A 25,078-nucleotide genomic window follows, 5' to 3' on the forward strand; every position below is an offset into this window, starting at 1 on the left:
CTGACCCACCGCTATCGCGAGCAGGCTCGCTCCCACAGGTTTTCTGCTGATAAAAAAAGGCCGGTGAGTTTGTCGCCCACCGGCCTTTTTTACGGCGTCAACGTGCGTGTTACTGCACTTCTACCGCCAGGCTGTCGCTGATTTTCTTCTGCCAGATCGCCGGGCCGGTGATGTGTACCGACTCGCCTTTGCTATCGACCGCAACGGTCACGGGCATGTCCTTGACCTCGAACTCGTAGATCGCTTCCATCCCCAGTTCGGCGAACGCCAGAACCTTGGACTTTTTGATCGCCTGAGCCACCAGGTAAGCGGCGCCGCCGACGGCCATCAGGTAGACCGCCTTGTTGTCCCTGATCGCTTCGATAGCGGTCGGGCCGCGTTCGGACTTGCCGATCATACCCAGCAGGCCGGTCTGCTCGAGGATCTGGCGGGTGAACTTGTCCATCCGCGTGGCGGTGGTCGGGCCGGCTGGGCCTACCACTTCGTCGCCTACCGGGTCGACCGGGCCGACGTAGTAGATGAAGCGGCCCTTGAGGTCCACCGGCAAGGTTTCACCCTTGTTCAGCATCTCGACCATGCGCTTGTGCGCCGCGTCGCGACCGGTGAGCATCTTGCCGTTGAGCAAGACGGTTTCGCCCGGCTTCCAGCTCTGTACGTCTTCAGGTGTCAGGGTGTCGAGGTTCACGCGGCGCGCCGACGGACCGGCTTCCCAGACGATTTCCGGGTAAGCGTCCAACGGTGGTGCCTCCAGCGACGCCGGGCCGGTGCCGTCCAGCACGAAGTGGGCGTGGCGGGTGGCGGCGCAGTTGGGGATCATGCACACCGGCAGGGACGCGGCGTGGGTCGGGTAGTCCATGATCTTCACGTCGAGCACGGTGGTCAGGCCACCCAGGCCCTGGGCGCCGATGCCCAGTTGGTTGACCTTCTCGAACAGCTCCAGGCGCATCTCTTCGATGCGGTTCTGCGGGCCGCGGGCCTTGAGTTCGTGAATGTCGATGGACTCCATCAACACTTCCTTGGCCATGACGGCGGCTTTTTCCGCAGTGCCGCCGATGCCGATACCCAGCATGCCCGGTGGGCACCAGCCGGCGCCCATGGTCGGTACGGTTTTCAATACCCAGTCCACGATGGAGTCGGACGGGTTGAGCATGGCCATCTTGGACTTGTTCTCGGAACCGCCGCCCTTGGCCGCCACGTCCACTTCCACGGTGTTACCCGGAACGATGGAGTAGTGGATCACCGCAGGGGTGTTGTCCTTGGTGTTTTTACGCGCACCAGCCGGGTCGGCGAGGATCGACGCGCGCAGGACGTTTTCCGGCAGGTTGTAGGCGCGACGCACGCCCTCGTTGATCATGTCGTCCAGGCTCATGGTCGCGCCATCCCAACGCACGTCCATGCCCACGCGCACGAACACGGTTACGATCCCGGTGTCCTGGCAGATCGGCCGATGGCCGGTGGCGCACATGCGCGAGTTGATCAGGATCTGCGCCATGGAGTCACGGGCCGCTGGCGATTCTTCGCGCAGGTAGGCTTCATGCATCGCCTGGATGAAATCCACGGGGTGGTAGTAGGAAATGAACTGCAGGGCGTCGGCAACGCTCTGAATCAGGTCATCTTGCTTGATCACGGTCATGAGTCGCGCTCCTCTCTAAAGACGGGAACATTCAATAAGGTGCCGTCCGTTTGGGTGCATCGGTCGACGGACGGCACCTCTTAAGGCACGCCGGGCATGCTGGCGCGACACTAAAAAGGCGCGGCAGTATATCGCAGGCGAGCACCCTGTGGGAGCGAGCTGCCTTTGTGGCGAGGGGATTTATCCCCGCTGGGCTGCGCAGCAGCCCTGAAAGTCAGTCACCTCGGTGCGTCAGGTTGTTTGCCTTCAGTCATTTTCGGGCTGCTTCGCAGCCCAACGGGGATAAATCCCCTCACCACAAGGGGACCAGCCAGCCTCGAACAACTGCGTCAATTTAGGCCATTGCTTTGACGCCATTTTTCTGCTCCAGAATTGAATGGTCATTTGCCCTGCACGCCACTAAAGTGGCGTCTGGCCTGTAGCGTAGGACGCCTCCTGTCAGTTCCTTTCCCATGGTGAGTCAACGATTGACCCATAACGCCATTCAACGTCTTTTGCTGAAACGCTTCGCCTTGGCGGCCGCGACTTACGCGCTGGCACTGGTGTTGTTGTGGTTGGCATATTTCAGTGGTCATTACCTCGATTCGTTGCGCGATGTCATCATCGGCAGCGTGTTGGTGGTGTTGTGCCAGGCAGGGCTGTTCGCGCTGTTTATCACCGACCGCAATCTGCGGTTCGCCGACCCCAGTCTTACTGAAATACAGGTACTGATCGGCCTGGGCTGGCAGACCTGGATGATGGCGCATCTGGACCAGGCTCGGGGCGTGTTCCTGGTGTTCTATGTGCTGATCCTGCTGTTCGGGCTGTTCCACTTGTCCCGTCGGGCTTTCGTGCGCTGCGCGATGCTGGTGTTTTTCAGTTTCACCGCCATTACCCTCTGGGACGGTTACTTCTTCAGGCTTCCTGACCCCACGCTGGCCGCGTTACAGGTGTGCGTGCTGTTTATCGTGCTGGTGTGGCTGGTGCTCTATGCCAGTTACGTACAGAACTCGCGCCAACGCATGCGTCAGCGGCGGTTTGCCTTGCAGGCACATCAGGACACCCTGCGCGGCATGATGCGTCAGCTCGAAGATCTGGTGGCCACGGATGAACTGACCGGCTTATTCAACCGCCGGCACTTCCTGCGCCTGGCGTCCCGTGAGCTCAACACACTCCGGCCCAATGTTGCCCATGGCCTGGCCTTGATCGACCTCGACCATTTCAAACGCATCAATGACCTGCACGGCCACGCCGCCGGTGATCAGGTGCTTCAGGCGTTCGCCAGCATCGCCACGGCCTGCCTGCGCGAAGGTGATGTGCTGGCCCGTTACGGTGGCGAAGAGTTCGTCATGCTGCTGCCGGCCTGCGACCCCTCGCGGCTGACGGCCTGTTGCGAGCGGCTGCGCCTGGCATTTACTGAAGTCGAGTTGATCGGCTTGCAGATCGGCTCCCTCAGCCTGTCGGTGGGCATGACGATGCTGGAGACCGGCGACGACCTGGACAACGCATTGCAGCGTGCCGATCAGGCCTTGTACCGTGCCAAGCGAGACGGCCGCAATCAGTGCGCCGCTGCCTGGGAGAATGTCGATGCCTGAAGTAAAAGTCGCCGACCGGCAGTGGACGGTGGCGGCGGGCAGCAATCTGTTGGACACGTTGAATCAGGGCGGCGTGGCCGTGCCCTACAGTTGTCGCGCCGGCAGCTGCCATGCGTGTCTGGTGCAGTGCGTGAACGGTGACGTGCGCGACAGTCGGCCCGACGCCTTGAGCCCCGCGCAGCGCGAGCAAGGCTGGCGGCTGGCGTGTCAGTGCCAGGTGATCGAGGATGTGCAGATCCACACCTTTGACCCGCAACGTGACGGCCGTGCCGCCCAGGTGACCGCCGCGGATTGGCTGAGCCCCGACGTGCTGCGCTTGCGCATTATTCCTGAGCGGGCGCTGCGTTATCGGGCGGGCCAGCACCTGGTGTTGTGGGCCGGCGATGTCGCCCGGCCGTATTCCCTGGCGAGCCTGCCCGAAGAAGACCGCTTCCTGGAGTTTCACCTCGATTGCCGCGAGCCCGGCCAGTTCATCAATGCGGCGCGACAGATGAAAGTGGGCGACCCGATTTTTCTCGGTGAATTGCGCGGCGGCGCCCTGCATTACGATCCCGAGTGGCACGATAAGCCGCTGTGGCTACTGGCGGCCGGCACTGGCCTGGCACCGTTGTTCGGTCTTTTGCGCTCAGCCCTGCATCAGCATCACCAAGGCACCATTCGTCTTATTCACGTAGCCCATGATGCCGCCGGGCACTATCTGGCCAAACCCCTGGCAGCGCTGGCGGCCAAGCATCAACACCTCACCGTGGAGCTGCTGACCACGGCCGAGGCGCCGTCTGCGTTGGCGCAACTGCGGCTTGTTTCCCGGCAAACCCAGGCCTTACTCTGCGGCCATCCCGACCGGGTCGAGGCCTTTGCCAAGCGCCTCTACCTGGCTGGCCTGCCGCGTAATCAACTGCTGGCCGATGTCTTCCTGACCCGTGGTTGAGCGCTGATCTTCAGACGCGAGACCGACCATGACCGATACCCTGCTGCTTGAGCGCGAACGCGGCCTGTTGACCCTGCGCCTCAATCGCCCGGAAAAGAAAAACGCCCTGACCCGGGCCATGTACAGCCAATTGGCCCAAGCCCTGGCGATGGCTGACGCCGACCCGCAGATCAGCGCGGTGCTGATCTGCGGGTCTCATGATTGCTTCACCGCCGGCAACGATATTGTCGACTTTCTCGAACAGCCGCCGGCCGATCTCGACAACCCGGTATTCGAATTCATGCTCAGCCTGCTCGACTGTCGTAAACCGGTAATCGCCGCCGTGGCCGGGCCGGCTGTGGGCATCGGCACCACGTTGCTGTTGCATTGCGACCTGATCTACGTCAGCCGGGACGCGCGGCTGCGAACGCCGTTCGTCAGCCTGGGATTGTGCCCGGAATTCGGCTCCAGCCTGATTCTGCCGAGGCTGCTCGGCCAGGCCAGGGCTGCGCAGTTGCTGCTGTTGGGTGAGGGCTTGAGCGGCGAACAGGCGGCAGCCTGGGGCATCGCCACCGAGGCGCTGGACAGTGGCGAGGCGGCGTTGGCCAAGGCGCGGGACGTGGCACTGCGCTTCGAATCGCTGCCGGCTGAAGCGGTGCGCATCAGCAAACAACTGATGAAGGCGCCGGATCGGGAACAACTGCGCGCCGTGATCGAAGAGGAGGGCTGGCTGTTCACCCAGCGACTGCGCTCGCCGGAGGCGGTGGCGGCGCTGTCGGGGTTTATCAACAGGCATTAGTTTTGTAGCGCATGGGCTGGCGCTATCGCGAGCAGGCTCGCTCCCACATTGGGTTTGTGTTGAACACGTTATTCATGAACACCACAGATCCCCTGTGGGAGCGAGCTTGCTCGCGAAGGCGTCGGCACATTCAACGTTGGTGCAAGCTGACCCACCGCTATCGCGAGCAGGCTCGCTCCCACATTGGGTTTGTGTTGAACACATTATTCATGAACACCACAGATCCCCTGTGGGAGCGAGCTTGCTCGCGAAGGCGTCGGCACATTCAACGTTGGTGCAAGCTGACCCACCGCTATCGCGAGCAGGCTCGCTCCCACATTGGGTTTGTGTTGAACACATTATTCATGAGCACCACAGATCCCCTGTGGGAGCGAGCCTGCTCGCGATAGCGTCAGCCCAGGCAACACCTTTTTCAGACGGCAAAAACCAAAAAGCCCCGCCATTCACATGGCGGGGCTTTTGTTTTCAGCAACCGGTCACTCAGACCATCGGGTCGCCAACGTGCAGGATTTTCATCCCGTTGGTGCCGCCGATGGTGTGGTAGCTGTCGCCCTTGGTCAGGATGACCCAGTCGCCGGTTTGCACCACGCCGCGCTTGACCAGTTCATCCACCGCCGCCTGGCTGACTTCGCCCGGTTGCAGGGCGGCCGGGTCGAATGGCACGGTGTAGACACCACGGAACATGGCCGCGCGAGCCTGGGTTTCGCGGTGCGGGGAGAACGCGTAGATCGGCACCGAGGAGCGGATGCGCGACATGATCAGCGGCGTGTAGCCACTTTCGGTCAGGGCGATGATCGCCTTCACGCCCGGGAAGTGGTTGGCGGTGTACATCGTCGCCAGGGCGATACTCTCGTCGCAGCGCTCGAAGGTCTTGCCGATCCGGTGGCTGGAGGTCTTGCTGGTGGGGTGCTTTTCAGCGCCGATGCAGATGCGTGCCATGGCCTGCACCGCTTCAAGCGGGTAGAGGCCGGCGGCGCTTTCGGCCGAGAGCATCACGGCGTCGGTGTAGTCGAGCACGGCGTTGGCTACGTCGGACACTTCGGCGCGGGTCGGCATCGGGTTCTGGATCATCGACTCCATCATCTGGGTCGCGACGATCACCGCTTTGTTGTGACGGCGTGCATGCAGAATGATCTTCTTCTGGATGCCCACCAGCTCCGCGTCACCGATTTCCACGCCCAGGTCGCCACGGGCCACCATCACGGCATCGGAAGCCTTGATCAGGCCGTCGAGGGTTTCGTCGTCGGCCACGGCTTCGGCGCGTTCGATCTTGGCCACCAGCCAGGCGGTGCCGCCGGCTTCGTCGCGCAGTTGACGGGCGTATTCCATGTCAGCAGCGTCGCGGGGGAAGGACACGGCCAGGTAGTCGACTTCCATTTCCGCGGCCAGCTTGATGTCGGCCTTGTCTTTTTCGGTCAGGGCCGGCGCCGTCAGGCCACCGCCACGACGGTTGATGCCTTTGTGGTCCGACAGCGGGCCGCCGATGGTCACGGTGCAGTTCAGTTCGGTGGCCGTGGCGGTGTCGACGCGCATCACCACGCGACCGTCGTCGAGCAGCAGCTCGTCGCCCACGCCGCAATCCTTGACCAGGTCCGGGTAGTCGATACCGACCACCTGCTGGTTGCCTTCGGTCAGCGGATGGCTGGTGGAGAAGGTGAAAGTGTCACCAATCTTCAACTCGATGCGCTTGTTGGCGAATTTGGCGATACGGATCTTCGGGCCTTGCAGGTCACCCAGCAGGGCGACAAAACGGCCATGCTTGGCAGCAAGGTCACGCACCAGCTTGGCACGAGCCTTGTGCTCGTCGGGGGTGCCGTGGGAGAAATTCAGACGGGCAACGTCCAGGCCAGCCAGAATCAGCTGTTCGAGAACTTCCGGCGAGTTACTGGCCGGGCCAAGGGTAGCGACGATTTTGGTGCGACGGACGGACATGCAAGACTCCTCAGGTTCAAGCGCCAGCGAAGGCTACTATGCTCTTTGGGTGTAGTCATTGTTCATATGCACTACTTTTTCGTTTCTTTTCGAAATGAACATTCCTGAAAATTTTTGCGCCTCTACGGCTTCACATTCCTTCTGTGGCGAGGGGATAAATCCCCTCGCCACAAGAGCACTGCCAAGCTGCGTTTTCGGGTTGAAGATTTCCCCACCCAGGTCGATACAGAGCTCAAGACAGGAGAACCTCCCATGCGATTCGTGCTTTTTGTTGCCCTGGCCCTGAGCATCACGGGCTGCACCCGTTGGTCGATGAACCACCACATGAACCTGGCCTACAAGGCTTACGAGCGGGGCAATTGTGAGCAGGTGATGCTCGAGTTGTCCAAGGTCGACCGCGCCAGCCGTGCCCGGCGCTACATGCAGCCGGAAGTCTCGATGATGCGCGGCCAATGCCTGGAACGACAGAAGCTGTTTGTCGATGCGGCGCAAACCTACCAGTTCATCATGACCCAATACCCTAACAGCGAATACGCCTTCCGCGCCCGGGCCCGGCTGGAAACCTTGCAGAGCCTGGGTCATTACCCGCTCCGCAGCGCCCCGGTAATCCGCCCCACCGCGCTCTGATACCGTCCGTCAATATCATGGCCAGGGGCAATGCCTGGCCACCCCCACCTTGTACGATTGCACAGGATGAAACTATCGTACCGGGGCTGGCTGTCGCCAAACCTTGAGCTATATTTTGTACAAGAAGTGATTAGAGCCAGGTCTCTAATTCAAGAGGCACCTGTGACCGGCAGAAGTAGAGCCAAGGCGCTTGCAAGCGTCTGGCACCGGGATCGGGGAGAGCGGGCCTGTTCGTGCCCGTTCCGAAGTATCGATAGCCCCTGGTAGAGGGGCGTTCAAAAAGCGATACAGGACATGTACAAAAAGAGGCGAATCGAGCGGCATCAGCTGCCGTATTTCCTGCGCGTGTTCAACGGTATGAACGACAAGCCCATCGGCTTTCTGGGCAACGTCTCTGAGGATGGCCTGATGCTGATCAGCCATTTGCCGCTGATGGTCGGCGCGGACTTTAATCTGCACCTCAAGATCCCTAGCGATGACGGACCGCAGTTGGACATTGAATTGAAGGCCAGTTGCCTGTGGTGTCACGAGGATGTGACGCCGCAGCATTTCGACGCCGGTTTCAGCCTCAAGTGGGCGCCGCCGGAGTACGGGCAATTGGTGAGTGCGTTGCAGCAGTATTTCAGTTTTCATCCGTTGCCGGAGTCGGCTTGAAACCGCCTCTGCAGGAATCGGCCTGACTTTTGCGGGGTTGCCTCAATCCAACTTGTGGGAGCGGGCTTGTTCACGAAAACGGTGGATCAGCTTGCATCAATGCTGAATGTGCCGACTGACCCAGTGTGGGAGCGAGCCTGCTCGCGATGGCGTACTTGAGATTGCCATCGCGAGCAGGCTCGCTCCCACAGGTTCTTCATCGCATCTACGACATTATTCAGTCGGCTTAACCTTCAGCGTTGAACCTTCGTCTCGTTATCCAGCAACTTCTCCAGCAACAACACGCCCATCTCGCCCATCTGCCTCAAAGAACCGCGGGTGACCGTTTGTCCGGACTGTCAGGTATTACAGCTGTTCAATAAGCGAGGAGCCTTGTTCACTGTTCCTCCTCTCGGGTGATATGTGCGTTGTCAGTAAAATTGGAAGGTTTATTGTCCTTACTTGATTAGAGGAATGGGTCATGAGTAAGGGGGATGATAAGTCGGAAAGCGATCCTTGTTCCTCTCAAAGAGGGGTGATTTCTCCAGGTGGCGCTGTTGAAGCTTATAAAGAACAATCGATATGATGAGGCAGGTTTAGTTGTCTTGTCTTTCATCCCATTCGTGATTCTCAACCAATATAGGATTGAGGTTGACCTGCACTTGAAAGTCCCTTCGATGAGGGCCGGAACACAACATCCAATTAAAAGGCAAGCTGCCTGAGGTGTCACGAAGACGTAACGCCGCAGCATTTCGACGCCAGCTTCAGCGTGCATGGGGCGCCGCCGGAGTACGCGCAACTGAACAGGCGTGTTGCTGCAATGAAAGGAAACCCGACTGGATGACGTTTGTGCACATCACTTCATCACCGGGCGACTAAAGCCGGTCGCGGGTTGTCAGCGACGCGAATCAAGTTGCGGGGCAAGGCCGAGGCGCACAAGCCGGCGGATTCTGGCGGATCTGTAGTCCGTTGCGCGAGGAAGCGTAGTCAGTTGGGTGCTTCCCTACATCGAGGCGGCCACTGGTCGGGACTGTCAGGTATGACAGGTGTTTAAGCTGAGGAGCTGGCTTCTACTGCCCTGAATATCTTGTCAAGACCAGCCAATTGAAAGGTTAACCTGGAGCTAATCATGATCGACGATGACACCGACGATATTGATGGGCGCGACGCGGCAGAAATATCAGAAGGAACTAACAGAGTTAATGCCGATAAAACTTATGATGTGCGTAAGGTGTCGGACGTTGTTTCTGCAGATGGTTTGGCTACAGAGCACACAGTGTTTATATATCCAATTGGTAGTGGGGTTGCTATCGCGAAGTTTAAGTTTGAGTACGAGTGGAGTTCCGATGGCGCATCATTTACCGTTGTGGGAAAACAGTATTTATCAAGGCCTAGTGGTTTGGCTAACTGTTATTTTAGTTTGAGGGTTGAGAGTAACGGTAACTGGATTCCAGCAAGTGAAGAAAATGCGCGTCAGGATGATACGTGGCATAGCTTTCCGTTTGTGCACACCGTAAGGAGTAATGCTAGCGAGGAGCTGATTAGTGTACGGGTTTTGTATTGGCAGGGTAATAATCGGATGGATATGAACAATTACTTTATAGCCTCTTACAGTCGTCAGAGCCCTTCGATAACGAGCCCTGTCCGTAACGATGACGTGCTACCCAATCTGGAGGTTTCAGGTACAGCTACTTCTGAAGCCTGGGTTGCGGTTTATGAAGGCCACACAGCTCGGCAATTGTCGGACTGGGTGGAATCCGGTTCTGCATGGCGAACAAGTTTGCGTGAACCGCTGACCCCAGGGATAAAAGTACTGACAGCCAGACAGCAACACCGTGGCGTGCTATCAGGCTGGGCCGACAATATATCTGTGACGGTACTGCCCAAGCCCTCCATCTCATCCCCTATTTCCGGATCGAACATAGAGCATCGCAGGCCGGAAATTTCTGGCTCTGGGGTACCGACCGCAGAGGTGCAACTTCACGTCAGCCATTCGGCGGATGAAATACCCCATCCAGTGTGCATCGTTGATTCGCAACGGCACTGGAGAACAACGCCGCATAACAATTTGCCGTTGGGGGCATTTGTGTTTACTGCCAGACAGACATCGGCTGGTATGCATTCTGACTGGGCAGACAATGTTTCTGTTGTGATTGAATTACCCGTACCTGTCATCACCGGCCCCGTAGCCCATTCGGTGCAAGACAGGACCTTTACCGTGACCGGCAACAATGGGCGTTCGGGTGCCATCGTTCAGGTATTCAGAGATCTGACCGACGATCCTAAATTGGGAGAGACCAACACGTTGACGGGGGCTAATTGGAGCTGTTCCGTTACAGCGCCTGTAGGGAATATATCGCTGGTAGCACTCCAACTAGTAGGCGGGACGCCCTCGAATCGAGGCGCACCCCGAGCCTTCAGAATCCGCCCTCCGGCATTGACCGACGTCACCGTCACCACGCCGACGGACACCTCGGTGAAGTTCGAAGGCAGCGGCTACACCGGTTCAACCGTCCAGATCACGGTTGTCAGCGGGCCCGATGCCCCTGCGCCGGGCCCTGTACCGGTGAATGGAGGCAGCTGGAACACAACCGCAACAAATTGGCCATTTGGTTCTTACAGCGTGAAGGCTGTCCAGCGGTTTCCCGACGGTGACAATGGCTGGATTGACTCGCAGCCGTACACGTTCCCGGTCAACCTGAGACTTCCAGACCCGACCGATATCACCTACACACCGGTCTACCGGCCCGTGTTCTCGGGTAAAGGTTTCAACGGTGCGACGGTGAAGATTCTGAATCCCGACGACTCACCAGCGGCCCCCGAAAGGACGGTGTCCGGCGGTGTGTGGTCGAGCCCCGCCTCAGCGGAGTGGGGGCCGACGTTCGAGCGCCAGGTTAAAATCAGACAATTCAAGGATGGTCAGGAATCGCCAACCTGGCAGGAAATCGAGGTCACCATCCCACCGCTGGCACCGGTCATGAACGTGCCGGTGGAAAATGGTCTCTCGCCCAACCTCAGTGGCACTTGCTGGCCGGAGGCGGTGCTGACACTCACATTCAGTGACAGCGCCACCGAACACCCCATCGAGAACAACAACGGCACCTGGAGTTTCCGGCGCACCGAGCCGTTTGCCCCCGAGGTCACCCACACCGCGACCCTGATCCAGACCGCCGCCCAGCAACCCTCACCGCCAGCGCAAAGGACCTTCTCGGTTGCCACACCCATGCGCAAACCGGTGATCACGTATCCCGCTCCCAGTGCCGAGGTCGGTCGCGTGCTGACCGTCCGTGGGCGTGATGGTATGGCCGAGGCGTCGATGCAAGTGCGTGACGCGCAATTTCAAACGGAGCTGGGCGATCCCAAAGTGCTGACCGCCGACGGCGAATGGTCCGTCGAGTTGCCCGTGCTGGAGTTTCGTCCCTACACCATCGACGCGCAACAGACCCTGCGTGGGGAGCCGTCCGAGCGCAGTGAAACCCTGAGGTTCGAGGTGGTGGTGTTGCCACCGGAGTTTGACGTGCCGCAGCCGGGCGGCAACCTGCCGCGCAGCATGACGTTGTCTGGCACAGGCATGCAGGGCGGGTGGGTTGATATCTGGCTCCAGGGTGCAAGCGAGCCGTTGATCGAAGATGTTTTTGTGGGCGCCGATGGCTGGAGTGCTGACGTGACCCTACCGGTAGGCGAAACCACGATTGTGGCCCGGCAACGCTTCGAAGGTCGGCCCTCCAAGGACACTGCGCCGCTGACCTTCAACGTCGTGCCTGCTGCCCCGTTCATTGAAACCCCGGCCACCGACGAGCCCATCGGCCGGCGTGTGGTGGTGTCGGGTTTCGGTGTGCCGGGCGATACCGTGACGGTAAAACTGGGAGATGCCACGCATGCGGTGCTGGGCAGTAGCCCGGTGCTGGAGGATCGCACCTGGTCGGTGACGGTGGAGTTCGATCAACCCGGGGGCCTCTACGGCCTGATGGCCGTGGCGTCGAGCGAGGGTTTTGATTCCGCCGATTCGCCGGCGCGGTCGGTGGTGCTGGGCACCTATCAACCTTCCATCGACGTGCCCGTGACTGGAGGTTGGGTCGACAACCCGGTTCGCTTCGAAGGCGAGGGAAGACCGGGTGTTGGGCGAGTGGTGAGCTGGTTCAATCCGGATCAAGTCTGGGCTTCGGATCTCAACGTCGAAGCGGGTGGTTGGCAGGGAGGGGCGTCGCAATCGTTGGCCGCTGGCGGCCACTGGTGCCGGTTCAGGCAAACCATCACCGACACGGCGGACGGCGCGACGGCCTCCGATTGGGTTGAGAGCGGGCGCTTTGAAGTCCAGCCGCCCAGCAGCCCGACCCAGGCGCCCAACTCCCGATAGACGGTCATGGAACCTGTCGGTTCTGACAGTAGACGGCTTGGGCTCTCAAGCGCCAAATCACGTTAAGCAAACGCTCGGCCTGACGGCTTCGTCGGGCCGCTTCGGGCCGTTATCGAATTCGAGGACTCGTCCATGGCTGACTCCCGCCCCGCTTTACAGCTGCTAAATCAGGTGTTCAGTGACCAACAACTCACCCACTACGCAACGCTGCACACGTACCTCGAAGAGGGCGGTTCGATCTTTACGCTGGTGGAAAAGGGCGTGCAGGGATTGGTGAGGGACTTTGGCGTGAGCGCCGATGACGCTCGTCAGCTGTTACGGCGCCTCAACAGCATGGCCATTTACCTGCGGCGTCAGTTCATCGAGCACACCCTGTACGGTTCGGCAAAAGAGCAGCGGCGGGCAAGCAGTGGTTTGCTGTCGATGGTTCAAGGCCCCAGTTTCGAGCTCTTGTTCAATCCTCAGTTCGACAGCTTGTGCCCACCCCAGGCCCTGGAGTCTTTCGCATCACCCGTGGCGTATTTGATTGAGTTGATGCGGTGGATCGAGCAACGCATCGAAGCGGTTTCAAGCGACGCAAGCAAGTTGCCCTTGCATGACCGGCGCAAAGACCTGAAGCCGCTGAGCATCGATTTCAACGCAGTGCATCAATCGGTGTCGTCGGTGGACATCATCGTCCCGGTGCTGGAAAAGTTTATCGGTTTGCTTCCGGAGGAACTGGAACAGGCCATGATCGAGGCGCGTTATCCCAACGGGCTGCCGTACTTCCAACATTGGGTCACGGTGGACACCGTTGCCCGCCACCATGGCCTGTCGGTGGGCAGTTTTGCCCAAAGCGTGAGCCCGTCCTTTCCGTATTTTTTCCAGACCCAGGCCTGGTACAGCGATGTGGGCCCGGCCCTGGCCCATGCGTCGCGGCTGGGGCCTTATCAGCGGCGGTTGCTGACGGAGCCGCCCGTAGAGTTTGAGGGAGAAGGGGAGGGAGGCGAATACGAACACATGATTTTTTATATGCAGAACTTCGGCGCCGACGCGCTGAATTGGCAGGACCTCATCGAGGTGCCGTTCTTCGGCGAACGGACCAAGCTCGACACCCAGGGGCTCGAGGCTTTGCTGTCGGTACGGGGCTTTGCGCCAGTGCGTTCGGCCAATGTGACGTACTCGTCGCAGGTGCCTGAAGAACCGGAAAGCGGGCGCTCCGGTTCGGTTTACCTCAACGCCAATGCCCACCCCGCTCTCCATATTACCGGTCGCGGAGAGGGCAATTTGTTTCTTCATAAACTCTCCGTGAGCCCAGGCAACGCGGCGGGACTTGCGCATTACGACCGAATGAATCGCAAGTTGCGCCTGGATCAATGGTTGGCACTGCCCAGCGAACAGGTGGATGCGCTGCTGGTGGCGGCCATCAAGGCTGAAGTGCGCGGTGGTGCGCCGGCAGATAACTGGTGGATCACCGAACAGGTCGTGCATGCCCTCGGGCTGTTTCAGTCCTTGCGCGAGCGCTGTGAATGCCCGGTGAACGACTTTGCCGTGTTTATCGACGAGTTGTCGATTTACGGTCGCGGTGAAGCACTGTCCCAATTCGATCAGCTCTTCAATGGCCAGGGCGATTACCGTGACCCCTTGAAGCTCGACGGCGGAACGTTTCCGATCGTGCCGGCACCTGAGGTGCCCGACCTGACCGTCAGCCAATTGTGCAGCGCGTTGGGCATCGACCTGCAGACCTACAACTACCTGGCCCTGGCGATTGCCAATGCCCATGGCATCGACGGCGACAGTCTGCCGCGTAACCTGGCGATCGTGTCCAGTTTCTACCGCATGGTGAAGCTGCCCCGGCTGTTGGGCATTACCCCGGTCGAAGGCGTGTTGTTGCTGACGGTGTTGGGTGGGGAGCTTTGGCTCGACGGTTTGGCGGGTGTGCCCCGGATCAACTCCACCACAAGCGATAGCCCGGATGTGCTGAACCTCATCCAGGCCATGCAATTGTGTGTGGACTGGTGTGCCGATCACGACCTGCCGGTGCTTTGGATGGTGCAGCAGGTCTCGCCGCCTTCTGCGCTGGACGCTTCCCGGGACGCTGAGGGTCGGCTTTTTGAGCAGTTGCTCAATCTGTTGCCCGGCGCACTGCTCACCCACTCGGCGATCCTGATGGGCGGTGTGCCGGCGATGGCGGGCGCCAGTTGGCTGGAGCTGCTGGGGATGCAAACGACATTGGTCGAGTCCGATGGGCTGGTGATGTCGCGCACGGGAACCGAGGCTCAATACCTGGACTTTGCGCGAAGAGAGCTTGATTACGCCGTGACCATCGGCCTCGGTGAACAATATGAACTGGAGCGCCCCGCTATCGTCGAGAGGCTGCTCGCGGTGGTGTTGGAGGCCAGGGACGCCCAGGTCTCGGTGGTCAAGGAATGCCTGGCTGTTTACACGGGTATCGGTTCCGAGCAAGCGCTCGAGGTGCTGGTGTGGGCCAATTCAACGGTGAGCCGGTTGCTGCGTCTGGTGCTCGAACGTGACCTTTCGCATCTTGAAGGCTCGGTGAAGCGACGCATCGCCTTGGCTGACCCATTGCTTGCGCTGCTGGCCGATGTGCGCCGTCGCAGTGCGGTGGTGGCGAAACTTGAGCTGAGCGCAGAGGTGTTGCGCGACTATCTGGATTACGGCCATAAAGCCTGGCTGGACCAGGACGACAAGCACGCGTTCACGGTGCGCACGCTTTATTACCTGACCACCCTCAACCGTGCGTTCGAGCTGAGCGACCAGCCGGCGCAGACGCTGCTCGACTACCTGCGCGAGGTCAATGCGCTGCCTTCTCCGATAGGGGGGCATGCACTGCGTCTGGCCGAACAAGCGGCGTCCATCCGGCTGGCCGGGTTTTTTGACTGGAGCGTGCAGGAGGTGCGCGAGTGCGTCAGCCGCTTCCAATCTGCGCAAAAAATCCTGAAAAACCTGCCCCAGCTGGATCTGTTGATGCGGGTCCGGGTGCTGGCGGCGCGCACCGGCATGGATGCCTTGACGATTTTCCTGATGGGCGGGCTGCCAGAAGAGATCAACAAACCCGCCTACAAGGCCGCCGCCGAACATGCCTTGCTGAGCCTGTCCGAATCCGATAGGCCGTTGGTGACCTTCACCGGGGATCTGAAGCAGCTCGTTACTGTGACGTGCAATCCGGACAAGTCCACGGTGGTGGCTGGGACTGATGAAACAATCACCTTCACCGTCACCCTTATGGACAGCGACGGGAACCCGTTGAGCGGCGTCAACGTTTACTGGAGCGCTGAACTGGGGACCGTTGAAACCAAGGCTACGGAACCCGACGGCGTGGTTGAGGCCGTGTACAAACCGGGCAAGGTGACGGGGTGGGACACGCCGCAATTCTGGCTCGATCTGTTTGAGCGCGAGTATGCCCCGACCGTCGAGGTCACTATCGATGCTAAACACATAGCCATACCATCACGGTACATGTCACCGGTACCTCTGGAAGCGGTACCTGCCGGTCAGGAAGTCGAACTCTACGCCACCATCAAGGACGTCCATGGAAACATTGCGAAAAACCATCTGACGCGCTGGTTAAGCAGGGACTTGGACGACGGGGGAGGCACGGTGGTTTATCGACCGGATCAGAGCTACACCAACCAGGAGGGCGTGGCCCGAACATTTGTTTCCAGCCCTACTGGCGGAAAGTTCCAGATCAGCGTTGCCCCTGAAGGTAGCGTGTTAGCTAATTTCCCGCCCATCATCTTTGAACGCGAGGAGCAAGTACCATGACTCTGAACACGTTGAGTGACTTGCTCGAAAAACGCCGGACCGCCCTGATCGAATACAGCCTCGGGCACGTTGAAAAAAGTGGTCAGAATCCTCCGTACAACTTCCTGCGGACCCCGGCGGACCTGTTCGAACTGCTGCGCCTGGATCCCCTGGACAGTTACCCGGTGCAAAGCTCCTGGGTCGCCGAAGCGACCAGTTGCGCCCAGCAGTTCATCCACGCCGCCTACCGCAAACTGGAACCCGGCTATGCCGACACCGAGTTCGACAAGCGGGACCTGGCCACCTGGGAGCTCTACAACAACTACCCGGATTGGTCGGCGCTGCAAATGATCGCGCTGTACCCGGAAAACTTCATCAACCCCTTCGTGCGGCAGCGCAAGACCAGCCTGTTCAAGACCCTTGAAAACAACCTCAACCAGGCACACTTGAACAGTGATTCGGTGCAGGTTGCCTTGCAGGAGTACCTGCAAACGTTCGAGCAAACCTGCAACCTGGACGTGCTCAGCAGCTACATGGACAGCGTCTCGCCGGCCCGGGCCGACTACTACTTTGTCGGTCGCCAGCGGGTGCCGCCTTACCAATACTTCTGGCGCAAGGCCGAGGTCGAGCTCTCTCCCACTTGCCCGGCCATCAACCCGGCGGCCTGGAGTGAATGGCTGCCGGTGGACACGCCCACGGGCGTGACGATACTGGATATCCGCCCGGTGTTCTGGAGCGGACGGCTGTGCCTGGTGTGGGCCGAATGGCAGTACAAGGTCGAAAGCGTGGACGAGGACGACGTAAGCCTGCCGCACCGGCTGGACATCAAAGTGGCGTTCATGGCCCAGAATGGCCGATGGTCGGCGCCGCTGAGCCTGCACAGCAGCGTGCATGACGACGACCTTTCCCAAGGCGCCCGGTTGATTGCGACGGTGTGGGCCGACCCCTACAACCCCAAGGGCAAGCTGGGCGTTTTTTTGACCAGCGCTGAGGACTCCCTCAAGGTGTTTGCGGTGCGTGACGTGCTGTTCCGCCCCGTGTCCTGGGACGATGGCGGCTGGCTGGAACACGCGGCGCTCAAGCGATTTGTCACGGCTGAGACGGTGCAACATCCGCTGATGAATCAGCCGACCATGGTCACCTCCGTGGAGAGGACGGGCAGTTTGACACCGTACCTGAGCCTGCAGGCGGTGGTGTTTCGCGACGCCAGCACCGACATGGACAAGCTGTTTGTGCAGGGCTATTGCAGGCCAACGGGTTTGACCGGAGAGGCCACCTTTGACCTGACGTTGCAAAATTCGGCCGACGACCCTCCACCCATTTCGGGAAGTTTTCCCTTGGCCGGTGGCTGGAGTACCGAATGGCAGGAGTTTCAGCGTGAGAGTGGCTCATGGCCGGAGCCAACAACGTTTTCGTTCGGGCATACCGCAACCACGGGTGGATATGGCCGAAATAAATTCGAACTGACCATCATCAACGTCACGAAGTTTGCCCCTGTCTCACTGCTCAAGAACAGCCTCGATGCAGCGCAGTTTCTCTCCCTCAACCAACCCGAGCTGACCCTTAAGTACGCCCGCCTGAATTCGCTGTTCGGCCCCGAGCTGGTGCAGCGCTCGAATATCTCCGTCGAGGCGGTGCTGGATTGGGACACGCAGTTTCTGCCGGAGCCGCCCCCGGAAAGCCAAACGATCAGCGAGCCGAACGGAGCCTTCGACGGCGCTAACGGTCTGTTTTTCTGGGAGCTGTTTTTCCACCTGCCGCATCTGGTGGCCACACGTTTGCGCACCGAGGACCGCTTCCTGGAAGCGCAGAAATGGTTGCATTACCTGTTCGACCCGCAAGCGCCGGCCGACCCGGCCAACGACCCTCAGTACCCGAATCCCAAACCGAAGTATTGGCGCTGCCGCCCTTTGAATAGCAACGGCAACCTGGGCTGTGAAACCCAGGCGCCCACCGACCCTGACGCCATCGGCTATTCGGCGCCCCGGCACTTTCAGATTCTGGTGTTCTCGGAGTACGTCAAGAACTTGCTGGCCTGGGGCGACTGGTATTACCGCCAGCTCACCCGTGACAGCCTGGTGGCGGCCAAGCTGTGTTACGTGCAGGCCGAATTTCTGATGGGCAAGGCACCGGCGGTGCGCACGGTCAACCGCTGGGAAACCGACACGGTAGACAGCTTGATGAACAAAAGCAGGTCGCGACCGGCACTTGAGCAGTTCGAGCAAAGCCTGGCGTTCAGCCTCGCGGATTTCCCCGCGGCCGCCGAAGCGCCGCCGCTGCTGGGGCTGTTGGCCAACGAGCCTTTCAAGGCTCCGATCAATGAGCAGTTGCTCGCGCTGTACGACTTGCCCGGCCAGCGCCTGCATAACCTGCGCAACAACCTCACCCTGGACGGCAAGCCACTGGACACACCGCTATTCAGCCCACCCACCGATCCCAACGCGTTGTTGCGCGACCTGGCGGCCGGTGGTGTCGGTGCGCCAAGGCCCATGGGCGGTCGGTTGGTGGTGGGGGCTTTCCGCTGGCGCACGACGTTCGAGGTGGCATTGCGCGCCGTGCAGGCGCTCCAGGATCACGGCGCCCAGGTGCTGCGTCTGCTTGAACAACGGGACCAGGCCGAGCAGCAGGAACTGCAACAGAACCATCTGGTGGAACTGGGCAGCTACGCCCAGACGGTGCAGGAACAGAACATCACTCAGCTCCAGGCGAGCAGGACTGCGCTGCAGCAAAGCCGGGCGGTGGCAGAGGAACGGGCAACCGCTTATGAGCATCTCTACAACGAAAACGTGTCGAAGGTCGAATACGAGGTCATGGAGAGCTTGCAGCTTTCCAAAATCCTGGCATTGACCTCGGCAAGCATCAAACCCGCGGGCGCCGTGATTGCCTCGATGCCCAATATTTTTGGTTTGGCCGCCGGTGGGCATCGTCTCGAGAAAATAGCCGACGCGGTTTGTTTCGGTCTGGATGTTGCTTCGTCGGTGTTGCAAATGGACGCGGACAAACAGGCCACCACCGAAAGTTACCGGCGTCGCCGTGAAGAATGGCTACTGCAACGTAATCAGGCGCAGGCGGAGGTGCGTGCGCTCGATGCGCAAATCACCGCTCAGACCCACGCGGTGAGCGCCGCTCAAACCACGCTGGATCAAACCCTGCTGGCCAACAACCAGGCCTTGACGGTGTACAACTTCATCAAAAAGCGCGCGTCCAATGCCGAGCTGTATGGCTGGCTGCTGGGTCAGTTCAAGGCGTTGCATTACCAGGCCTACGATGCCGTCGTCAGTCTGTGCCTCAGCGCCCAGGCCTCGCTGAGTGCCGAAACCGGTGACTATGATTCGCAGATCCCCTTGCCCCAGGTCTGGCTGGACAACCGCCACGGTCTGACGGCAGGCGAACACCTGCGCGGGCATTTGATGCGCATGGAGCGCGAGTACCTGCAACGCTTTGAACGGCGGTTGGAGCTGGTCAAGACCATTTCCTTGCGCCAGTTGTTCGATGATGCGAGCGACCCGCAGGCCCCCAACAGCAGTTGGGCGAGCGCCCTGGATCAGTTGCGCACCAAGGGAACGCTGGAGTTCAAACTCTCTCAATTGCTGTTCGACCGCGACCACCCGGGGCATTACTGCCGGCAAATCAGCTCGGTCGAGGTCGACCTGCCTGTGCTGATCGGGCCCTATGAACATGTACGTGCCACCTTGCTTCAGATCAGCAGCATGACGGCTACCAAGGCATCCCTTCCAGCGGTGAAGTACTTGCATGATCCCGTGGGTAACGTGGCGCCTTCCGATGTGCAGATCAACCTGCGCAGCGGTCAGCAGATCGCCTTGTCGATGGGGCTTGGCGACCACGGCATGGTGGCGATGAAACCCGATGACAGCATGCTCAACCCCTTCGAAAACACCGGGGTGGTTTCACGCTGGCTGTTGAGTTTTCCAAGGGCGGTCCATGAGCCGCAGAAGAGCACGCTGCTGTCGTTGACGGACATCATCGTGCGCATCCGTTACATGGCCAGGGCCGGCGAGCCACCGTTCGTGCGAGCCGTCGAAGATCAGATCAGCCTGACTCCCCCCTACTCAACCGCCGAAGGAGCAGCTCGCCATGAATAAGCCGATTATCCTGGCCAATGAAAATCTGGTGCTCAATGGCGACTTCGAAAACTGGATCGAGCACTGGACACGGGGACCGATTCCGGGCGACCTGGGCACTGGGAAGGAGTGGTATGAGGGGGAGGAGGAGTTCGTTAGTTTTCTGACCATCGGCGATGAGGCTTCGGTCAGTCAGGCGCTGACGGCGCCCAAGGATCCAGGCGCTCCAGCGCGCTACGTCCTCACCTTTCTGTGCGAGACGAGGCATACCGAACCGGGCAGGCTGGTCATTAGCAGCGATAAACATCCGCAGGAGCAGGAAATCCTGTTGCCGAGAGGAGCAGCCCGGGATGTGGAGGAGGATCAGGCACGGCTGAGGGACGGTCAGCCGCTGGATTACAGACCTATTGCCTACAACGTACCCTTGGACCTGCCGTTCAACGCTCAAGACACCCTCACGCTGAATATTCAAAGCCCGCGAAACGCCCCCGAAGACGACATCGGGGCCATCCGCATTACGCGCATCAACCTCCAAGTGTACCTTGAGCCAGTGCTGATGCAAGCGTTCAAGCTTGACGAGCAGACACTGCCGGCAACCGGGCCTTTGTACGTGTGCCTGGGGGCCTCGGGTGACTTGGCTCATCAGCTTGAATTCAGGCCCGATCCGGACAATGCATGGGCCGGCACCCAAGCTGCGTTGACCAGCGATGACAACCCCCAGGGCGCGGTGCTCGCGACCCCGGCCTGGGGTGTGGATCACCCGTTGGATTCGGCCTGGGCCCTGGACTGTCCGGCGATCGGTGAAGACGGTCCCTATCTGTTTTCGATGGACCTGGTTAACCAGTACGCCGCCGATGCTTATCCGGTGCAGGTGTCCCTGGGGCATCATCGTCTGGCCTTTCGTGGCGTGCTCGAGGCGGCGTATTACCCGGTGCTTGAATACGACCAAAGTGTGCGTTTGGGGGTGCAGGTCACTTCCTATTACACCGGGCAACCCTTGAGCGACCGCACCGTGAACTGGACCTCCACGACCGGGCAGGTCACCGGCGTTGCCGTCAGCCGAACTGACGGCTGGGCCTACTTCGATTTTCAACCGACACAGGCCGGTGATGTCGAGATCCAGGCGTCGGTCGAGAGCCTGTACTACGCCTCTGGCACGTTGACTCAAATCCTGACGGTGCGGGTGCTGGCCACGGATCCGTGGAAGGATGTGCTGACGGTGGTCGAGGGGGTTGAGTCGCGTTGGGAGGAAAAAACCGGTTACCCCAACCGCGGCTCGGAGTATCCCCTCGACGTGAAACTGCCCGCCGCCAGCCCCTTGCAGGGGACGCAGTTGTCGTTGCATTGGAGTGGTGATTCCCACGAGCAATTGGGCGTGGCCGTCAGCCCGGCCCTTGAAGCTCCGGTGCCGGTCACCGGCGCCGAACTGGCCTGGACCTTGACCAGCGAAGATCGGTCTGACGGTCGGTTCGACCTGCAACTGACCTGTTCGAAACTGTTGCTGCCTTCACCGAAAAAAAATATGTCGCTGGCGCGCAATCTGGTTCGGGTGGGTGAAGTCCGAGAGGCCAACAAGTTTCCCGTGGTGGACGAAAATGAAAGCGTGCTGTTGCGGGTGCAGGTGGTGCACTTCGTGGCCAGCGGCGACGGCGATCCGGTCATCAATGCCCAGGTCGAATGGAAAACCGGGGGCGAGACGCTATCCACCGTTACCACCGGCATCGGCGGTTGGGCCAGTGTGTTGTACACGCCGCAGAGTGCGGGGGACAAAGTGGTCATCGCCAGTATCAAGGCCCATGGCGAGGCCGTGGCGGTGGAGCGCCCGTTTGAGGTGAAGGCGATTGCCACCAGCCCCTGGAAAAACGAGGTCAGTATTCTGCTCGATGGCGAGGTGGTTGAGCGCAATGCGCTCGGTGTGCTCTGCCGGCGCGGGCAGACGCACACACTCAAAGTGCTGCCCAATTCCGGCAGCTCGTGGATCGGTAAGAACATCAGTCTGCATTGGCGCGGGACGGCGCCGGATATCGGGCTGGTGCCCAGTGACCTTGGAACGCCCAAAGCGCTGGTGGCAGCCGGTACGGAGTGGAATCTCGCCTCACAAGCGAATACGAGCACCAGCAGCCTGTTTGAGCTGGAGTTGCGCCTGGAGAGCGTTTCAATCGTTCGCGAGCTGACGGGGCGATTGGTGTCTGAGAATCTGACGGAAGAAGTCAGCCTGAGACTCGACCAGATAGCCGCGGCACTGGACGCCCAGGCGCTTTATCCGTGTCTGGGCGCGCTTCATCGTTTTAGCGTTTTACCCAATGCGCTGAGCCCGCTGGTGGGGTTGGAATCAACGTTGGCGTGGTCGGGGACACCCGCCGAGGAACTGGGGGCAACGGTGCGCCCTGCGTTGAATCTTGCGCAACCGATCAACGACGGCGGCGCGATCTGGACGCTGGACTTTACCGCCAGTGAACAACCGGGCGAGTTTGCCCTGGCGTGGGCAGTGCCTGCGCTGGACTTCGTCGCCACGGCCAAGCCGATGACGCTGGCGCATAACAAAGTCAGGATCCAGGGCTGGCGCGAATCGCCGGTCGACCCAGTGGTCGGGCAGGATCCTGCGTGGCTGTGGGTCCAGGTGGTTTCCCACTTCACCGGGCGTGCCGTGGAGCAGGTGCCGGTGACCTGGACAGCGGGCAGTTCAAGCGCGCAACCCACCGACGCCGATGGCTGGTCGGGTTTTGCCGTGGCGCCGGCCGCCGCCGGCACCCAGACAGTGAAGGCCTCGGTGAGCAGTCGTTACGACGGCTACGAAGAGGAACGGCCCTTTGAAGTCACGGCGCTGGCAAGTGATCCGTGGGCGGGGCTGACGGTCCGGTTTGATGGCGCGCCCGCGCGACCCTGGGGTGAAAAAACCTACTTTCCGCGCCGCAAGGGCGAACATGTTTTTGAGCTGATGGCCTCCGAGAACAGCCCTTTGTTCGAGCGTGAGCTGACGCTTGGCATGACCGGAACCGGGCCCACCGAACTGGGCATCAGCTTTTTACCTGACCCCTTGGGAATGCCTCGCGAGTTTCCCAGCGAGGGCTTGCGTTTCACGCTCAAGGCCGGCGATCTGAAGGACGGCAGCTTTGCCTTGCGCCTGGCGTCCCAGCGTCTGGCCAGCCTATCCCCGGCGAATGCGATGTCGTTGGGCGAGGGCGAGCAAGTGCTGGAGATCCGCTGGGACAGCGGGGTTCAGCAAATACTGGAGTGGGAGCAGGAACTGGTCGAACAGGTCACCGTGATCTCCTCCATCAGTGGCAGGCCGATTGCCGGGGTGATCGTGACCTGGCGCGGTGATGACCTGGGGGAAGTGACCACCGTGACCGATTATTACGGGGTGGCGCGCGTGCGTTATGTGCCCACCACGCCCGGCGCGGCACAGTTGACTGCGACGGTGGGGGAAGGGCCGTACGCGGCATCGGTGGCGCTGTCGTACTTCTTGCACCAGCCCCGGGAAATCCAGTCGCTCACCAGCGACCAAGCCAATGGTCATATCGGCGAGCTGGTTTCAGCGCTCGTGACCGTGGTGTCGGCCATGACCGGCGAGCCCTTGGAAGACGTCGAGGTGCGGTGGGAGTACCCCCACATCACGATTGCGCCGACCCGGACAAATGCCGACGGGCAAGCCCCGGTGCAGTTCAGGTTGCCTGGCGTGCGGAAGGGGGTGCTATACGCCATTGTCACGGGGGGCTATGCGGGATGGGAGGTGGCAGGTCTGACCTTTGAGCTGCTGCCCAATGACATGACCTGGCTTCAGGAATTCAACCCCTACATCAATGGCCAACCCGTAAGGTGGCCTGACGTGGAACTGAATCTGGTCCCCGGAGAGGTTTGCACGCTGACGCTGGATTATGAGTACAGCTGGTTGATCGGCGATCCTGATGCGCAAGTCCTTCTGGAATATAAGCCGGGCGAACAAGCACAGGGTTTGATATTCGATCCGCCGTTGGGGCAGTTGGTGGCGATGGAGGCGGGGAGTACTGCGTTGAGCTGGTCTATTTCCACCCAGGAGACCCAGATTGACCCGTTTGTACTGCAATTCGATATGCCGCTGATGAGCGGGATGCCGAAGTCTCCGCCATTGCCGGGAGGGTCTGTCAGACCTGATTACGAAGTGGTGGAGCTGAGTGTTCCTCAGGTCGGTATTCTTTTTAACGAATCCACGAAGGCGCAGGTGTTGGTGCGTCACCGAATCGACAAAACTCCTCAGGCCGGCGTAGACGTGACGTGGGATTTCACGGGGCACCCAACCGTTGTTACCCAGACTGACGCTACCGGTGTGGCCTATTGCGATATTCAGGGCGAACACCACACCGAAACCGGCATTGCCAGGCTGACGGCTTCTGTTTGGAGTCGACCGGGTGATGCTGGAAGCACGTTTATCGAGGTGTGGTTGTTTGATGTAAGCAATGCGCTGCTTCGTGGAACTGAAGTGAGGATCGATGGCTTGCCTTATGTGTGGGCGATAACGTATCCCTACAGATTTGTCAAAAGCGAAGCGACCATCAGCGTGAAGTTTCGCGAGGAGGATGTAGGGCGTGATTGTGCGATCGCCTGTACGCACCCTGGCGTGGTATTCACGCCACCGGCCAATGAGTTGCGACCTGTTCCTGTTACATCCCAGCTTGAATGGAATATCAAGGTCGAGCTGCCGCTGAATACCCGATTTGCTTTCTCCGTGTATTGCCTGGGTGTCACTGGCTCTGCCGGCGGTCATTTTCTCTTCGTACCCGGTTCAGTTGAAGGGCAGCGCTAGCGTGGGC

11 protein-coding genes are annotated in these 25,078 nt (G+C 60.2%); 9 read left to right on the forward strand and 2 right to left on the reverse strand.

What is annotated here, in order from left to right; translation table 11 throughout:
- Positions 1-109: 109 nt before the first annotated feature.
- Positions 110-1,633: a fumarate hydratase gene (locus CRX69_RS09945; protein ID WP_047227110.1), complete on the reverse strand. Its 1,524-nt coding sequence runs from the start codon at positions 1,631-1,633 to the stop codon at positions 110-112.
- Between the two features lie 467 nt (positions 1,634-2,100).
- Here CRX69_RS09945 and CRX69_RS09950 point away from each other — a divergent pair, with 467 nt between their 5' ends.
- The 3 genes from CRX69_RS09950 to CRX69_RS09960 are packed head-to-tail and all read left to right on the forward strand — an operon-like array spanning position 2,101 to position 4,913.
- Positions 2,101-3,207: a GGDEF domain-containing protein gene (locus CRX69_RS09950; protein ID WP_047227128.1), complete on the forward strand. Its 1,107-nt coding sequence runs from the start codon at positions 2,101-2,103 to the stop codon at positions 3,205-3,207.
- Positions 3,200-4,135, forward strand: a complete 936-nt coding sequence (locus tag CRX69_RS09955) for an iron-sulfur-binding ferredoxin reductase (RefSeq protein ID WP_076383668.1) — start codon at positions 3,200-3,202, stop codon at positions 4,133-4,135. Before CRX69_RS09950 ends, CRX69_RS09955 begins: the two co-directional genes overlap by 8 nt.
- A gap of 28 nt (positions 4,136-4,163) precedes the next feature.
- On the forward strand, positions 4,164-4,913 hold the full coding sequence (locus CRX69_RS09960; protein WP_107321956.1) for an enoyl-CoA hydratase-related protein: 750 nt from the start codon (positions 4,164-4,166) through the stop codon (positions 4,911-4,913).
- Between the two features lie 480 nt (positions 4,914-5,393).
- Here the strand turns inward: CRX69_RS09960 and pyk are convergent, their stop codons facing one another.
- The gene (gene pyk, locus CRX69_RS09970) at positions 5,394-6,845 is read right to left on the reverse strand and encodes a pyruvate kinase (RefSeq protein WP_047227107.1); all 1,452 of its coding nucleotides are present in this window, start codon (positions 6,843-6,845) and stop codon (positions 5,394-5,396) included.
- A 252-nt stretch (positions 6,846-7,097) separates the two neighbouring features.
- Here pyk and CRX69_RS09975 point away from each other — a divergent pair, with 252 nt between their 5' ends.
- From CRX69_RS09975 to CRX69_RS10000, 6 genes are all read left to right on the forward strand, one after another.
- On the forward strand, positions 7,098-7,472 hold the full coding sequence (locus CRX69_RS09975; RefSeq protein WP_047227106.1) for a tetratricopeptide repeat protein: 375 nt from the start codon (positions 7,098-7,100) through the stop codon (positions 7,470-7,472).
- 294 nt (positions 7,473-7,766) lie between these two features.
- A complete protein-coding gene (locus CRX69_RS09980) occupies positions 7,767-8,126 on the forward strand; it encodes a PilZ domain-containing protein (protein WP_107321958.1) in 360 nt (119 codons plus the stop codon).
- A gap of 1,108 nt (positions 8,127-9,234) precedes the next feature.
- Complete coding sequence (locus CRX69_RS27850) at positions 9,235-12,462, forward strand: hypothetical protein (protein ID WP_240539593.1); 3,228 nt, start codon at positions 9,235-9,237, stop codon at positions 12,460-12,462.
- A gap of 132 nt (positions 12,463-12,594) precedes the next feature.
- Positions 12,595-16,227 carry a Tc toxin subunit A gene (locus CRX69_RS09990; RefSeq protein ID WP_107321959.1) on the forward strand — a complete coding sequence of 1,211 codons (3,633 nt, stop codon included), beginning with the start codon at positions 12,595-12,597 and terminating at the stop codon, positions 16,225-16,227.
- Entirely contained in the window at positions 16,224-20,309 is a 4,086-nt protein-coding gene (locus CRX69_RS09995; protein WP_107321960.1) for a Tc toxin subunit A-related protein, read from the forward strand. Before CRX69_RS09990 ends, CRX69_RS09995 begins: the two co-directional genes overlap by 4 nt.
- Positions 20,302-25,071 carry an Ig-like domain-containing protein gene (locus CRX69_RS10000; protein WP_240539594.1) on the forward strand — a complete coding sequence of 1,590 codons (4,770 nt, stop codon included), beginning with the start codon at positions 20,302-20,304 and terminating at the stop codon, positions 25,069-25,071. Before CRX69_RS09995 ends, CRX69_RS10000 begins: the two co-directional genes overlap by 8 nt.
- Positions 25,072-25,078: the final 7 nt, after the last annotated feature.

Source organism: Pseudomonas rhizophila (genome assembly GCF_003033885.1).
In the GTDB taxonomy this organism is placed as follows: Bacteria; Pseudomonadota; Gammaproteobacteria; order Pseudomonadales; family Pseudomonadaceae; genus Aquipseudomonas; species Aquipseudomonas rhizophila.